At 72.1% G+C, this 13,907-nt stretch carries 13 protein-coding genes and 1 tRNA gene; 10 read left to right on the forward strand and 4 right to left on the reverse strand.

Annotated features, from left to right (window positions below; translation table 11 throughout):
• Positions 1–10: 10 nt before the first annotated feature.
• Positions 11–1,237, reverse strand: a complete 1,227-nt coding sequence (fdhA, locus tag ACFY36_RS35575; protein WP_499750295.1) for a formaldehyde dehydrogenase, glutathione-independent — start codon at positions 1,235–1,237, stop codon at positions 11–13.
• Complete coding sequence (locus ACFY36_RS35580) at positions 1,230–1,475, reverse strand: hypothetical protein (RefSeq protein ID WP_499750296.1); 246 nt, start codon at positions 1,473–1,475, stop codon at positions 1,230–1,232. The genes fdhA and ACFY36_RS35580 overlap by 8 nt, the downstream gene beginning before the upstream one ends.
• Before the next feature lie 209 nt (positions 1,476–1,684).
• Between ACFY36_RS35580 and ACFY36_RS35585 the strand changes: the two genes are divergently transcribed.
• Genes ACFY36_RS35585 through ACFY36_RS35600 form a run of 4 tightly spaced genes read left to right on the forward strand, consistent with a single transcriptional unit; the run spans position 1,685 to position 7,691 of the window.
• Positions 1,685–2,653: a hypothetical protein gene (locus tag ACFY36_RS35585; RefSeq protein ID WP_499750297.1), complete on the forward strand. Its 969-nt coding sequence runs from the start codon at positions 1,685–1,687 to the stop codon at positions 2,651–2,653.
• Positions 2,654–2,712: 59 nt separating this feature from the next.
• Positions 2,713–4,983: a CHAT domain-containing protein gene (locus ACFY36_RS35590; protein ID WP_499750298.1), complete on the forward strand. Its 2,271-nt coding sequence runs from the start codon at positions 2,713–2,715 to the stop codon at positions 4,981–4,983.
• Between the two features lie 23 nt (positions 4,984–5,006).
• Positions 5,007–7,529, forward strand: a complete 2,523-nt coding sequence (locus tag ACFY36_RS35595; RefSeq protein WP_499750299.1) for a hypothetical protein — start codon at positions 5,007–5,009, stop codon at positions 7,527–7,529.
• Positions 7,530–7,541: 12 nt separating this feature from the next.
• A complete protein-coding gene (locus ACFY36_RS35600; RefSeq protein ID WP_499750300.1) occupies positions 7,542–7,691 on the forward strand; it encodes a hypothetical protein in 150 nt (49 codons plus the stop codon).
• Here ACFY36_RS35600 and ACFY36_RS35605 read toward each other — a convergent pair.
• Entirely contained in the window at positions 7,668–8,402 is a 735-nt protein-coding gene (locus tag ACFY36_RS35605) for a hypothetical protein (RefSeq protein ID WP_499750301.1), read from the reverse strand. The two genes, ACFY36_RS35600 and ACFY36_RS35605, sit on opposite strands and share 24 nt — an antisense overlap.
• 123 nt (positions 8,403–8,525) lie before the next feature.
• Between ACFY36_RS35605 and ACFY36_RS35610 the strand changes: the two genes are divergently transcribed.
• From ACFY36_RS35610 to ACFY36_RS35630, 5 genes are all read left to right on the forward strand, one after another.
• Positions 8,526–8,852, forward strand: coding sequence for a PadR family transcriptional regulator (locus ACFY36_RS35610; protein WP_499750302.1), 327 nt, complete (start codon positions 8,526–8,528; stop codon positions 8,850–8,852).
• Positions 8,849–10,069, forward strand: coding sequence for a hypothetical protein (locus ACFY36_RS35615; RefSeq protein WP_499750303.1), 1,221 nt, complete (start codon positions 8,849–8,851; stop codon positions 10,067–10,069). The genes ACFY36_RS35610 and ACFY36_RS35615 overlap by 4 nt, the downstream gene beginning before the upstream one ends.
• A gap of 28 nt (positions 10,070–10,097) precedes the next feature.
• Positions 10,098–10,649: a Pycsar system effector family protein gene (locus ACFY36_RS35620; protein WP_499750304.1), complete on the forward strand. Its 552-nt coding sequence runs from the start codon at positions 10,098–10,100 to the stop codon at positions 10,647–10,649.
• Between the two features lie 470 nt (positions 10,650–11,119).
• Complete coding sequence (locus tag ACFY36_RS35625; RefSeq protein ID WP_499750305.1) at positions 11,120–12,130, forward strand: sugar phosphate isomerase/epimerase family protein; 1,011 nt, start codon at positions 11,120–11,122, stop codon at positions 12,128–12,130.
• Positions 12,131–12,267: 137 nt separating this feature from the next.
• Positions 12,268–13,275, forward strand: coding sequence for a sugar phosphate isomerase/epimerase family protein (locus ACFY36_RS35630; protein ID WP_499750306.1), 1,008 nt, complete (start codon positions 12,268–12,270; stop codon positions 13,273–13,275).
• A 57-nt stretch (positions 13,276–13,332) separates the two neighbouring features.
• Here the strand turns inward: ACFY36_RS35630 and ACFY36_RS35635 are convergent, their stop codons facing one another.
• Positions 13,333–13,629: a hypothetical protein gene (locus tag ACFY36_RS35635; protein WP_499750307.1), complete on the reverse strand. Its 297-nt coding sequence runs from the start codon at positions 13,627–13,629 to the stop codon at positions 13,333–13,335.
• Between the two features lie 189 nt (positions 13,630–13,818).
• On the opposite strand from ACFY36_RS35635, the gene ACFY36_RS35640 reads away from it, so the two are divergent.
• Positions 13,819–13,891: transfer RNA gene (locus ACFY36_RS35640), tRNA-Asn, on the forward strand.
• Positions 13,892–13,907: the final 16 nt, after the last annotated feature.

Raw genomic sequence — 13,907 nt, forward strand, 5'->3', positions numbered from 1 at the left:
CTCGAAGAGGTCAGGCCGCTCGCTTGCCCACGACGCCGTGCGGGTCGAGGACGTACTTGCGGGCCGCGCCCTTGTCGAACTCCTGGTAGCCCTGCGGGGCCTGGTCGAGGGAGATCGGCGTGGCGTTGACGTTCTTCGCGATCTGCACCTTGTCGTGCAGGATCGCCATCATCAGGTTGCGGTTGTACTTCATCACCGGGCACTGGCCGGTGACGAAGGAGTGGGACTTGGCCCAGCCCAGGCCCAGGCGCAGCGAGAGCGAACCCTCCTTGGCCGCCTCGTCGACGCCGCCCGGGTCGCCCGTCACGTAGAGGCCGGGCACGCCGATCGCGCCGCCGGCACGGGTGATCGTCATCAGGGAGTTGAGGACCGTGGCCGGCATCTCGGTCTGCGCGTTCTGGCCGTGGCCGCGGGCCTCGAAGCCGACCGCGTCGACCGCCGCGTCGACCAGCGGCTCGCCGATGGCCGGGGCGTCGCGGCCGAGGATCTGGCGCACCTGGTCGGTCGGGTCGCCCTGCGCGACGTTCACCGTCTCGCAGCCGAAGCTGCGGGCCTGGGCCAGCCGCTCCTCGTTCAGGTCACCGACGATCACCACGGCCGCGCCCAGCAGGTAGGCCGAGGTCGCCGCGGCCAGGCCGACCGGGCCGGCGCCGGCGACGTACACCGTGGAACCGGTCGTGACGCCCGCGCTGACGCAGCCGTGATAGCCGGTCGGGAAGATGTCGCTCAGCATCGTGAGATCGAGGATCTTCTCGAGCGCCTGGTCGCGGTCGGGGAACCGGAGCAGGTTCCAGTCCGCGTACGGCACCAGCACGTACTCCGCCTGCCCGCCGATCCAGCCGCCCATGTCGACGTAGCCGTACGCCGATCCGGGCCGGTCCGGGTTCACGTTCAGGCAGATGCCGGTCTTGCCCTCCTTGCAGTTGCGGCACCGGCCGCAGGCGATGTTGAACGGCACCGAGCACACGTCACCGACCTTGACGAACTCGACGTCCGGTCCCGCCTCGACCACCTCGCCGGTGATCTCGTGACCGAGCACCAGGCCGGCCGGGGCGGTGGTCCGCCCGCGCACCATGTGCTGGTCGCTGCCGCAGATGTTGCTGGCGATCGTCTTGAGGACGACGCCGTGCCTTGCCTGGCGCCCGATGTTCGCCTTGTTGACGCCCGGGCCGTCCTTCAGCTCGAACGTCGGATAGTCGATCTCGTGGACCGCGACCTGGCCTGGGCCCTCATACACCACTGCTCGGTTTCCTGGCATCGTTGCCTCCGTCCAGAAGTGAAGAACTGCCTTCATCAGTCTTCTCCGGACAGGGCTCCGAATAACGAGAGTTTGTCGCGTCTCCCGCCGATCCCGGCAATTCGGCCAGCATCGCCTCAATACGGCGGAGGCGAGCCTCGAGGTCGACGTTCGACGCGCGCAGCTCCGACCGCAGGTAGTCGGACAGGGCGTCCGGTGCCGGTTCGTCGCCGCTCATCGCTCCAGGTTTTCACACTCCCGGGCTAAGTCGTTCACCCGATGCCATCCTCCTTCCGACGCTCTCTTGTGGACCATGTTGCCGGAATGCCTCCTCTGAGCCGGTGGCCGCGCTGCCTGACCGGCGGCCAGAACAAAACATGTCGCTGTTCACCGTCCGCGACTTCCTGGGTCAGGGTGAGTCACCTTGAGATTTCCTGGGAGGGCGCGGTGCTGGGAACGACCCACACGAACGGCGTCGACGAGGTTCGCGACCTGGCGAGCCGGGGTCTGCTGGCCGCCACGATCGCGAGCATGTCGGGACCGGACCGGCTGCGGCTGACCGGCGCCACGTACGCCATCGCCTGGCCGGTCGTCTATCGGCGGCTCACGCAGAAGATCGAGCTGGGCCGGGGGCACGCGGGCTGCGCGAGCTCGGTGAGCCGCCTGGCCGCCGACTGCCTGGACCGCTTCGAGAACGACGTCGAGGCGGTCGTCGAGGACGTCACCCGCCGGGCGAGCACGCCGATCGAGAACCTGGAGGGCTGGATCGCCAGCCGCCTGGTGCCGGCCACCGTGGACGGGCACCGACGCCGGCGCGGCGCGAACGGCGCCCTGCAACGCCCGCGGGTGCCGGCCTGGCTGGCCACCGAGCTCGGCGGCGACGCCTGGCTGATCGACCTGGCCACCCAGATCCTGATCTGGGTGGGCACGCCGGCCACGGCCGGACACGACCTGTGGCCGGTCGACAGCTGGATCGTGCGGCGCTGCGAGCGCCACGGTGGGTGGTCGTCGTACGGCGAGTCCGACGTGCGCGCCGACATCCGGGCTGTGCTCGGCGCCATGAACAAGCGGCCGCAGTGGTACGAGCAGTACGTGGAGGTGCCGCTGGGCCACAAACAGCCGCCGGTCGTCTCGGCCGCGCAGCTGGAGGGCCGGGGCGAGCCCGCCACCGACGCCGCCGACGAGCACGAGCGCCTGCTCACCGCCCTGGCCCACGGCGCCGTGCGGCTCATCCGGGCCCGGCTGGCCCGCGGCGAGCCGGCCCGCGTCGTGGTGGTCGAGGTGCTGACCACGGTCTTCGGCGCCGATCCGGACGAGCCGGCCGGCGTGGTCGAGCGGGTGCTCGGCGACGCCGAGCGACTCGACCGGATCGTGTCGACGGTGCTGGAGATCCTGCGTACCGAAGACGAACGCTAGCCGCCCACCCGGGCCGTCGTCCGTCAGAACCAGGTGGACGCACGACGAGGGGGAGAGCGATGGCACGACCGGACGACAACATCGCCGCGCGGCTGGACGCGCTGATGGCCGCGGTGTCGCGGCGCGGCCCCGTCGACGCGAGCGGGGTGAAGGCCGAGCTGGCGAGCCTGTCCGAGGAGTACGGCGCCGACCCGCGACTGCGGACGTTGTTCGACACCATGCACACGGCGGTGTCGGCCACCGACGCCGCCTCCATGAGGGAAGCACTGGCCCGCCTCGGCGGTCTCGCGGGCGGTGCTCCCGGCATCGCGCCGATGATGGACCTGATGCCCGGCTACTTCGAGGCGATCGAGGCGCACGAGAACGGCGACGACATGGCCGCCGCGGCGAGGTTCTCCGACGTGCTGGCCCGCTCCGGCGATCTGCCCGAGGGCAACCCGCTGCGCGAGGCGATGGCCGAGGTCGGGCCGACCCTCACCGCGATGTTGACGGGTACGGCCCTGCCCGAGCCGCCGCCGGGCGCGAACGATGCCGAGCGGGCGTTCCACCTGATGGCCGGCGGTGGCCTGAGCGGCGAGGTGGACGAGGTGCGGCAGGCGCTGGAGCTGACCCCGCCGGGCCACCCGCAGCGCGTGTTCTGCCTGGCCACGCTCGCGCTGACCCTCAACCGCCGGTCGGAGGCGACCGGCGCGCTGGCCGACGTGGACGAGGCGATCGACCTGCTGACCGAGGCCCGCGCCGAGGCCGGCGGCCCCGAGCACCAGCACTGGTCGTTCGTCAACGAGATGCTGGCCGGCCTGCACCGCCGCCGGGGCGACTCGGCCCCGGCCCGGCTGGCCGCGCTGGAGGGCCTGCGCGGATATGTCTGGCGGATCCTGCTCCAGCCCGACCCGGCGTCGGCCCGCGCGGTCGCGGCCGAGGCGGCGCGGGAGGCCATGGCCGCGGCCAGCCGCTGCCTGATCGACCACCAGCCCGCGGACGCGCTGCGCGCCCTGGACGCCGGGCGCGGGCTGATGCTGTTCGCCACCACGGAGCTCCGCGACCCGTGCACCCGGCTGGCCGACGCCGGGCACCGCGACCTGGCCGACCGGTGGCGGGCCACCTCGGCGCCGTCGCCGCGGCTGCGCGAGCAGGTCCTGGAGGTGCTGGCAAGCGACACCGGCCTGCTCGACCCGCCCGACCTGGACGAGATCCAGCGGGCGCTGGCCCGGCTGGGCGCCGACGCGCTGGTCTATCTCGTGCCCGCCGAGGCGCCGGCGCCGGGCTGGGCGGTGATCGCGCCGGTAGAGGGCCCGGCCCGCTACGTGCCCCTGCCGCATCTCGTCCTCGCCGAGGGCGTCCACCTGACCGCGGCCGCGACCCGCGACGTGGGTGAGGACGACGAGCCGGTCGACGACAGCCTCGACGCGCTGTGCGCGTGGGCCTGGAAGGCTGCGATGGGCCCGCTGACCGCGTCCTATCCGAGCGGGGACCGGGTGCCGCGGCTCGTGCTGATCCCCATGGGCGACCTGGCCCGGGTGCCGTGGCAGGCGGCGCGCGACCCCGAGGGGACGTACGTGGTGGAACGGGTCGCCCTGTCGCAGGCGGCCTCGGCCCGGATGCTCTGCGACACCGCCGCCGCCGATCCGGTCCGGATCACGCGGGCCGGTCTGGTGCTGGCCGATCCGGACACCGGCGGGCGGGCGCCCGATCTGCGGTCGGCGCGCCTCGAGGCGTACGCCATCCACCGCTCTTTCTATCCGGGCGCGACCTACGTCGGCCGGAGGCCGGACGGGCGGGTCAGTCTCTCCGGCGCCGGCACTGCCGATGACGTACGCCGGTGGCTGCGCGCCGACAGCAGCGAGGCCGGCACCATGCTGCACCTCGCCTCACACGGCGTCATGACCACCGACCGGGCCGCCGCGTCGTCGCATCTGCTGCTGGCCGGCGGCGACCTGACCGCCGGCGAGCTCGTCGGTGTGATGGCGTCGGTCGAGCGGGAAGTGGCGCTGGTCGTGCTGGCCGCCTGCCACACCGGCCGGTCGATCCACGGCTACGACGAGGCGTACAGCATCGGCACGATGTTCCTGGCCGGCGGCGCCCGCTCGGTGCTGTCCACCCAGTGGAGCATCCCCGACCAGGACACCTCCCTGCTCATGTACATGTTCCACCACTTCCTGACGGCCGAGGGCCGCCCGCCGTGGGACGCGCTGCGCCAGGCGCAGATGTGGATGCTCGACGACGGCCGGCGGCCGCCCGAGGGCATGCCGCCCCCGCTGCGCCGCATGCTCGCGGACACCGAGCCGGCGCGTGTCGTGTCGTGGGCGGGCTTCGTCCACTGGGGCCAGTGACTTTTCGAAAGGGTGGCGAGACCGTGGACGACGACATCGCGAGGGTCCGGGACGAGCTGTCCCGGCTGGACGGCCCGGCCCGGCTCCCGAAGCTGGCCGAGCTCGGGCAGATGCTCAACAAGCGCTACTGGACGGCCGGTCCGGGACAACCGGCGGCCCTGCCCCACCTGTCGGCCGCGATCGAGGTGTGGGACGAGGCGTACCGGCTCCTGGACCCGGGCGACCCGGCCCGGGGGCAGGTGGCGGTGCAGCTCGGCACCTATCTCGCGGCGCGGCACGGCACCCACGGCGGCAGCACCAAGGATCGGGACACCGCCGTCTTCGTCCTGGACGAGGCCCTGAAGTTCCCGAGCGTCCCGCCGGCGCAGGTCGTCATGGCCAGGTTCTATCTGGGCCAGCTCTATCTGGCACGGGCCACCGAGGCCATGAACCCGGCCGCCGCCCGCGGCGGATTTCTGCACGGGGCGCCGACCGGCGCCGGCGACGACATCGACCGCGCGGCCCGGCTCTTCCGCGAGATTCTGGACGGGCCGGCGATGAGCGAGGACATCGCCACGATGGCCCGGACCATGCTCACCCTGGCCGAGGCGCTGGGGCCGCTGCTCAGCGGCAACGTGGCCGGCTTCGACATCGGCAAGCTCATGGAGTCGATGGCGGTGATGCAGCGGCTTCAGCAACAGGGCATGCCGAAGATGAACTGGACCATCGGCGACCCGCTCACCTATCCGACCACGGTCATGGACGCCCCGGCCCACCAGCCGCCGACGGTGCCGCCGCGCCGCCCGGCGCCGGTGCCGGCGCCCCGGTCCGAGCCCGGCTCGGCCCGCCGGGCGGCCCACGACCGGCTGGCGTCGCTGGTTCCCGATCCCCGGCGGCCCGTGTGGGACCAGGCCCGTGATCTGCTGCTGGCGGGTCCGTCGGCGGTGGCGCCGGGCGATCTCGACGCCTTCGTGGGCGCGGCGGCCAACGCGGCTCCGGAGGACGGCGTCGACCGGCTGCTGCTGGCGGTCGGCCTGTCCCTGCGCGAGCGGCGCGACGGCAACGGCTGGGGCGACACTGACGACGGCGCCTTCGACGGCGCCCGTGCCGAACTCCGGGCCGCGATGGCCGACGTGCCGCCCGACCATCCGGCGGCGGTCGTGGTGGTGGAGGCCGTCGGGGGAGTGCTCGACGAGGAGCGCCCGCTGGCCGGGGCGATCACCGAGATCTCCTCGTACGCCGAGAAGATCCCCTCCCTGACTCCGGCCGCGGCCGACCTCGCGGCCCTGTGCCGCCGCGAGCCGTTCCAGATCACCGTGCCGTCCGGCCACCCCTGGCACGACATGCTGACCACAGCGGCCGAGCATGCCCAACTGCTTGCGGATGTACGAGGGGGAGCGCACCTCGCCCTCGAAAAGGAACCGATCTCCACGGCGGAACGGCTCGTGGGTGAACTCGAGGACGGCGGCCGGCGCACGCGGGCCTGGTGGCGCCTCGCCTCGGCATACCACGACCGCGGCGACGCCGAGCTCAGCCGGCGGGCGGGAATGGAGGCCCTGCGCGGCCCGGAGCCGTACCGGGAGAACGCGCTTCTCTTCGCCGGCTGGATGCTCGCGGAGGGCCGGGCGGCCGAAGCGCTCACCGCCTTCGAGGTGGCGGCGGCGTCACCCCGGTCGCCGCAGGACCCGGACAGCCTGGACGCCGTCGAGGCGATCACCGGCGTCACGCTGCCCGCACGTCCCGCCGTCCCGGTGCCGTCACCGGACGCGATCGCCGCCGCGGTCCGGAAACTCGGCGCGCCGGCGCTCCTCTACGCGCATCCGTCCGGCGGCCTGCTGCGCCTCGACGCGGCCACGGCCCGGCTCGACGTGCCGGATTCCGTTCCCCCGGAAAACCTTCTGGTGGCTGGTCTTCTGCCTGACCCTCCGGCTTCCGGGATCTCGTACGTCTCGTCGGGCGCCCAGGCGATCCGGCTGGCCTCCCGGGAAGCCACGGCGGGCCCGTCCCTTTTCGTGGTCAACCCGCGCGGCGACCGTGACCCGGCGATGCCCGAGGTCATGGCGGTACGCCGGCTGTTCTACCCGGAGTCCCTCTGCGCCGGGCGTGCCCTCGAACCGGTGGACGCCCCCGGCACGGCCGAGGACGTGCTCCGGCACCTGCCCACGGCCGGTCTGACCCACCTGGCCTGCGGCATCGACGGCACCGAGGCCGAACTGGCCGGCGGTTCGCGGCTGGACCTGACGACGTCGCACGGCGCGGGCGGCCTGGTGATCCTCGCCGAGGGCGCGGCCGACCCGGCGTTGCTGGACGCGGGTTTCACCGGCGTGGTCGGCTGGCTGCGGCCGGTTCCGCCGCCGGTCGCCGCCCTGGCCCTGTTCATGCTCCACCTGCGTCTGGTCGACGACCGGCTGGCGCCGGCGGCCGCGGTCGCCGCCGTACGCCGATGGATGAGGGACCCCGACCGTCCGCTGTCGCCCCTGCTCACCGGGGCCCACCTGCACACCGTCCGGACCACCGACCTGACCCGGCCGGAGCTGTGGGCCGCGCTGGCGTACTGCGGCCGCTGACAGGAGCCCACGATGACCGACACTCTCGAAGACCTGTTGCTGGCGGAGCTCCGCCGTGCGGTCGCGGCCCGCGACGGCGTGCCCGCGGCGGAGACGACGGCCGAGCTGCGCCGCCGTCTGCGCCGCCTCCAGGAGGACTTACGCCGGGGCGGCACGGCCTGACAGTCCGTCGAGGATCCCCGTCACATCGGCGGTCCACCGCCGCGCGGGACGGCCGGCGGCCTCGACGGCGACCGTGACCTCGGCGCCGTCCCGCGCCGAGCGGCAGACCCGGAGGTCGATCCGCAGCTCACGCTCGGCCGGGATCGGCGCACCGGTCTCGCACACGCGGCCATCGAGCAGGACGGTGACGGTGCCGGCCGCCGGCGCTCCGTCGACCCGAACCCGCAACGTCGTCCGGTCGGAGGACAACGCGAGACCGACCTGGACGGCCGGCGGGGTAGGGGCCGCCGGGTTCAGGGCCGCCGGGTTCGGAGCCGCCGGGTTCGGGGCCGCCGGGCTCGTGGCGGCTGGGGGTGCTTCGGCCCGCGTTCGTGAGCCGCTGGGCGCCATGGCGGGTCCGGACGGGGCGGTCGCGCTCGGCTCAGGCTCGGCCGGACGACTGCGCGGACTCAGCGCCGCCCTGCTCGGCGCCGCCCTGCTCGGCGCGCTCGAAGGCGACGCCGTGGCGGGGGTCGGCGTGGCGTGCTGGTGAGCGGGCGGAGGCGCTACGGCCCTCGGCGCCGGCCGGTCGATGGGCAGGCTGATCAGGAAGAAGCAGACGGTCGCCACGACGGCCGTCGACAGCACCATCAGCAGCGCCCAGCCGAGGAGAAGGACGATCAGCTGGATCTTGGCGAGGAACCCCGGCGAGGACCTGTTTCCGGCGCGCACATCTGCACAACGGCGCCGGGCCCGCGATGACACGGCGGCCCGATATCCGGCCCCGCCCGTATCCGAATATTTCGGGCACCGTTGACAGTTGGGTATCCGACCGAGGCGGTAAGGACCGGTGTCATGAGGCTGCGGAATCTGACCAGGGCCGGAGGCGTGATTGTCACCGAGATCCTTCGACGGCCCGCGCACGGCCTGGCGATAAGCCGGCGAACCGGGCTGTCCGTCCCCTCCGTCTTCAAGGCGCTGGTGACCTTGGAGAAAGCCGGGTTCGTCGAGGGCCGATGGGAGGAGCCGGACCCGGCCGGCGGACCCCCGTGCCGGATCTACCACGTGACCGCGGCCGGCCGCGTCGAACTCGCGGCGTGGCGAGCGGCGGCGCCGGCCGCGCGCACGACATGGCTGAACGTCACCTCGCCGGCCGCCTGGGCGTGGGGACCTGACCGGTGACGCCGCGGGACGACGAGGGCGGGTGTTTACGAGGCGTACGCCTGGCCGCCGCGACTGTCCACGGCGGCGCCGTCGCGGCCGTGGCCGGATGGCTGGACGGCGTCTTCTGGGCTGCCTGCTTCGGCTCGGCCTCGCTCGCTCTGTCGTGGTTCGTGACGGGCTGGCTGAGCCGGGCCGGGCGGCGCGTCCGGGACGGGGTGGAGCGGTCCGACGAGGAGACCGGATACGCGGCCCAGGACATCGTCGAGGACGCCGCCGGCGTTCCCAGCCGGCTCCCGGCCGACGTCAATCACGCTTTCGCGATGCTGTCCGTCGCGCTGATCGCGATCGGCCGCGAGATGGCTTCCGGCGATTTCCGCGGAACGGCCCGCGAGGTGTGGGCGGCCTTCGCCGGCAATGCGCGCAGCGAGCGTCCTTACACGCCGATCGGCCAGGTCGCCATCGCCACCCGCATGCTCGGGACATATGCGGGTCAGCGGCTTCTGGACGTACGGCGTCTGCTCGTTCTCCATTCCCCGATCGATCGGAGTGATGTGCCGGTGGACGCGGTACCCGCCGCCTCGGTCCCATTCGCCGAAGTGCTGCCGATGCCGGATCCGCGGCGGATGGCCGGCGCCCGCGCGCCGGACATCGGGCGGTCCTCGGCGGCGGCCCAGCTGCGGTCACGGCTCGCCTTCGGTGTCGACCTCGTCCGGTACACCGACCGGGACGGCCCCGGCATGGAGGAGGCGCAGGAGAGGATCGCCGAGATCGTCGGCCGTACGCTCGGCCGCCTGGGCCTGGCCCTGGAGGACCTGGACTGGCAGCCCGACGGCGATGGCATGAAGGTCGTCATCCCGGACAGTTGCGCGTGGCAGGACGCGGTGTCCGGCGTGCTCGACGGCCTCCGCCTCGAACTGGCCGCGGACAACGCCGAGCACGCGGACCGGCTGCGGCTGCGATGCGCGATCTCGTCCGGGCTGATCGCCCGTTCCCGGCTCGGCTACATCGGTGATCTGATGATTCATATTCACCGGTTCCTGGAAAGCGGGCCGCTGCGGGAGGCCTTTCTCGGCAATGCGGAAGCCGATGTGGTCGCGCTTCTGTCGGATCACGTACACAGCTGCGTGGTGAAACCGAACTGGGCACCACTTTCCCAGGCCGACATGCGGCCCGTGGACATCGAGGTGAAAGGGTACAAAGCCAAGGTCTGGCTCTGGGTTCCGCGGCGCGGATAACGTGAGGCCGTGCGAGGAGGTGACGCTGGTGAATTTCACCCGCAGTCGTCGGTCCCGGCCCTCCATTGTTCCTTCGTCCGAGCCCTCACCCGAGGACGCGTGGCGCGCGCTGTTCCTGATGGTCGAATGGATCAGGCACGCCGACGGGAAGGCCACCGCGGCCCTCGCCTCGGCCGGCGTCACCGGCAGCCTGCTCTACACGCTGGTCAACACGGCCGACCGGCGCGGGACGGCCCTCGCGATATCGGCCGCGGCCTGCGCGCTCGCGATCATCGCGGCCGCCACGGCGGCCGGCATGGCCCTGCTTCCCCGGCTGGCCGGCCGCCCGGAGCCGACCGGGCTGATCTACTACCGCGCGATCAGCGAACGCTTCGGCACGGACGCTGACGCCTACGCCGCCGCGTACTCCGCCCTGGCCACCGACCAGCCCGCGCTCTTCGCCGCGTTGACCCGGCAGGTCTGGGCCACCGCGAGCGTCGCCACCCGCAAGTACCGCGCGATCAACGTCTCGATCGCGGCGCTGCTGCCCGCCCTGCTTCTGCTCGCCGTGACGGCGGTTCTGAGCCTGCTCGGCCGCTGACGGGCACCCGTTCGGGTGACGGCACGCGTAACCCGGGCGGAGAGCGTCCAGGAGCGGCGAATGCCTGGTGCAGCCTGTCGTGCGGGTGCATGAGTGATCGTTTCGTGCATGCCCGAAATTGCACATGGCGCACATCGATGAACGCCAAGGGAACCCTTGCGGGTGGGGGTGCGGGGGGTCTACTGGCTGGTCACCAAGGGCCAAGACATCGCCGTACGTCGATTCGTCTCGGTCGGCGAGATCATGTTTGCGCGGGTCACCGCGTCGCACGACGGGTACGCCGCTGATCCTGTGGACGCATGACTCTCGTATCCGAGGGCAGAAGTTTCCACGGATGGAGGCGTCATGGCAGTGCGACGGCCGGCAACGCGCGCGTCGAGCACCGGCGGCCGCATGGTCCATACTGGACCGGTGAGCACGTGCGGATGCACGTGCAGATGCGCCGGGGCTCTGGTCCGGGGAGGACTCGTATGCGGCTGAGACACCCCTCCGGCCGGATCGTGCACCTAGGTTGTGAGATCGCTCCGCGATCTTCAAGTGGATCGGCGAGCAATCTACCGGGCGTCGTCCGGCAGCTCGATACCTACGGCGCGGTTCGCGCCCGCCTCGGCGCCGACGCGCTCGGCGTCAATCTCTGGCTTCCTCCCGCACTCGCCGCCGCCCTCGCCGTCGAGAGCCGCGCCCGCACCCGGCTTCGTGCCGAAATCGACGCCCGCCGGCTCGAAGTCGTCACGTTGAGCGGCGCGCTCTTCGCCGAGGGCGGCGGCGAGACCTCAAGACCTGACTCACACGCGGGTGCCTCCCCCGCGGGCGCCTCCGCCGTCGTCGCTCCCCCCAACAGCGACGCGGCGGAGGCCGCCGAAAAAAGCTGGACCGACCCCGCCCGGCGCGAGTACACGTTGGATCTCGCGCGGGTGCTGCTCGACCTCCTCGACGACGACGCCGTCCGGGGCACGGTCAGCACCATCGGCCTGGGCCCGCGCGAGGGCTGGGCCGAGGCCGAGGACAAGGCCGCCCTGGGCATCCTCCGCCGGCTGTCGCACGGCCTGGCCGACCTCGCCTGGCAGAACGGCCGCGCCGTCCGTGTCGGCTTCCAGCCCGCCGAGGGATACGTCCTGGACAGTCCCGAGCAGACGGTCGCCGCCCTCAGCCGCGTCGACAAGGACCGGCTCGGCGTCTGCCTCGACCTCGGACACTGCGCCCGCACCTGGGACGACCCGGCCGCCGGCATCGAGACCATCACCGACGCCGGCCTGGCCATCGTCGAGGTCCGCGTCGTCGCCGTTCCCGGCGCGACCACGAGCGGGTGGCGCGACGGCCTCCGTCAGCTGTTCGGCTCCGAGGGGCCCCTCACGGAGAACCTCACGCTGGTCAGTGCGACCCCCACCGCCGATCAGATCACCAACGACGTGACGTACCTGCTGGCCGAGCTGGCCGCCCTCGGCCTCCAGCCGGAAAACGAGCCTTGCGCCGCCCGCTGAGTTGTCTAGAGTCGGTGGTGGCGAGCCGGCCATCGGGAGGCGCAATCCCGGTCCGGCGTTAATGCGCCGTGCACCACCTTTGGGCGGCCTCCCTCGCCGCCCGCCTCATCACGGCTGCCCGAGGGAGAAAAACGGCAATGGCACGTCCCATCACGCTCTTCACCGGCCAATGGGCCGATCTGCCCTTCGACGAGGTGTGCCGGCTCGCGTCCGAGTGGGGCTACGACGGGCTCGAGATCGCCTGCTGGGGTGACCACTTCGAGGTCGACCGGGCGCTCGCCGAGCCCGACTACGTCGACCGCAAGCGCGAACAGCTCGCCAAATACAACCTCAAGGTCTTCGCGATCTCCAACCATCTCGTCGGCCAGGCCGTCTGCGACCACCCGATCGACGAGCGCCACCAGGACATCCTGCCCGCCGCCATCTGGGGCGACGGCGACCCCGAGGGCGTACGGCAGCGGGCCGCCGACCGCATGAAAGACACCGCCCGCGCCGCCGCGAAGCTGGGCGTGAACACGGTTGTCGGCTTCACCGGCTCGTCCATCTGGCACACCGTCGCCATGTTCCCGCCGGTCCCGCCGGCCATGATCGAGCGCGGCTACCAGGACTTCGCCGACCGGTGGAACCCCATCCTCGACGTGTTCGACGAGGTCGGGGTGCGCTTCGCGCACGAGGTCCACCCCAGCGAGATCGCGTACGACTACTGGACCACCCGCCGCACCCTCGAGGCCATCGGCGACCGGCCGGCGTTCGGGCTCAACTGGGACCCGTCACACTTCGTGTGGCAGGAGCTCGACCCGGTCAACTTCATCCTCGAGTTCAAGGACCGCATCTACCACGTCGACTGCAAGGACGCGAAGGTCCGCACCGGCGACGGCCGCCGGGGCCGGCTCAGCTCCCACCTGCCCTGGGCCGACCTGCGCCGCGGCTGGGACTTCGTCTCGACCGGGCACGGCGACGTGCCGTGGGAGGACTGCTTCCGCGCCCTGAACGCGATCGGCTACGACGGCCCGATCTCGATCGAGTGGGAGGACGCCGGCATGGACCGCCTGATCGGCGCGCCCGAGGCGTTGCAGTTCGTCCGTCGGCTCGCCTTCGACGCCCCGACGGCCGCGTTCGACGCCGCCTTCTCGTCGGCGTCCTGACCCCGTACAGGAAACCGCCCCGGACCTTGATGGCCCGGGGCGGTTCCCAATGAGAAATCAGTACGTCGAAGAGGACGTGCTCGTGGTCGACGTGCTGGGCGTCGTCACCGAGTCGGACGACTCCGCCGTCACGTGCAGCTTCTCGCCGAGCTTCGACGACTGGAGCTTGTCCTTGCTCTCCGAGTAGAGCTTGTTGGCCTGCGCCTGGGCGACACCGGCGGCTTCTTGCACCGACGGGTGCTCCCACACCTTCTTCGCGTTGGCCCGGATCTCCTCGTACTTCTCCCGGCCGGCACGGCTGCCCAGGACGAAGCCCGCCGCGAGACCGGTGATGAACATCAGCTTTCCGCGCATGATGGCGGCTCCTTCCGTTCGTGACGCGCGCTTGCGTCGATGAGACCGTGCATACCCATCCTGCCGGTCACTCATTCCTGATCCCGGCGATTCGCCCGGACGCGGCGAGCCGGGTATCCCCTTCGCGGAGGTCCCCCATCGTCATGTACTCTGTTCCCCGGCACCAGGAACGACAGGTGCCACGCACGATCCCCTGTAGCTCAATTGGCAGAGCAGCCGGCTGTTAACCGGCAGGTTATTGGTTCGAGTCCAATCGGGGGAGCGAGAAGTTCCGAGGC

This window comes from Actinoplanes sp. NPDC000266 (assembly GCF_042899005.1).
Taxonomy (GTDB): Bacteria; Actinomycetota; Actinomycetes; order Mycobacteriales; family Micromonosporaceae; genus Actinoplanes.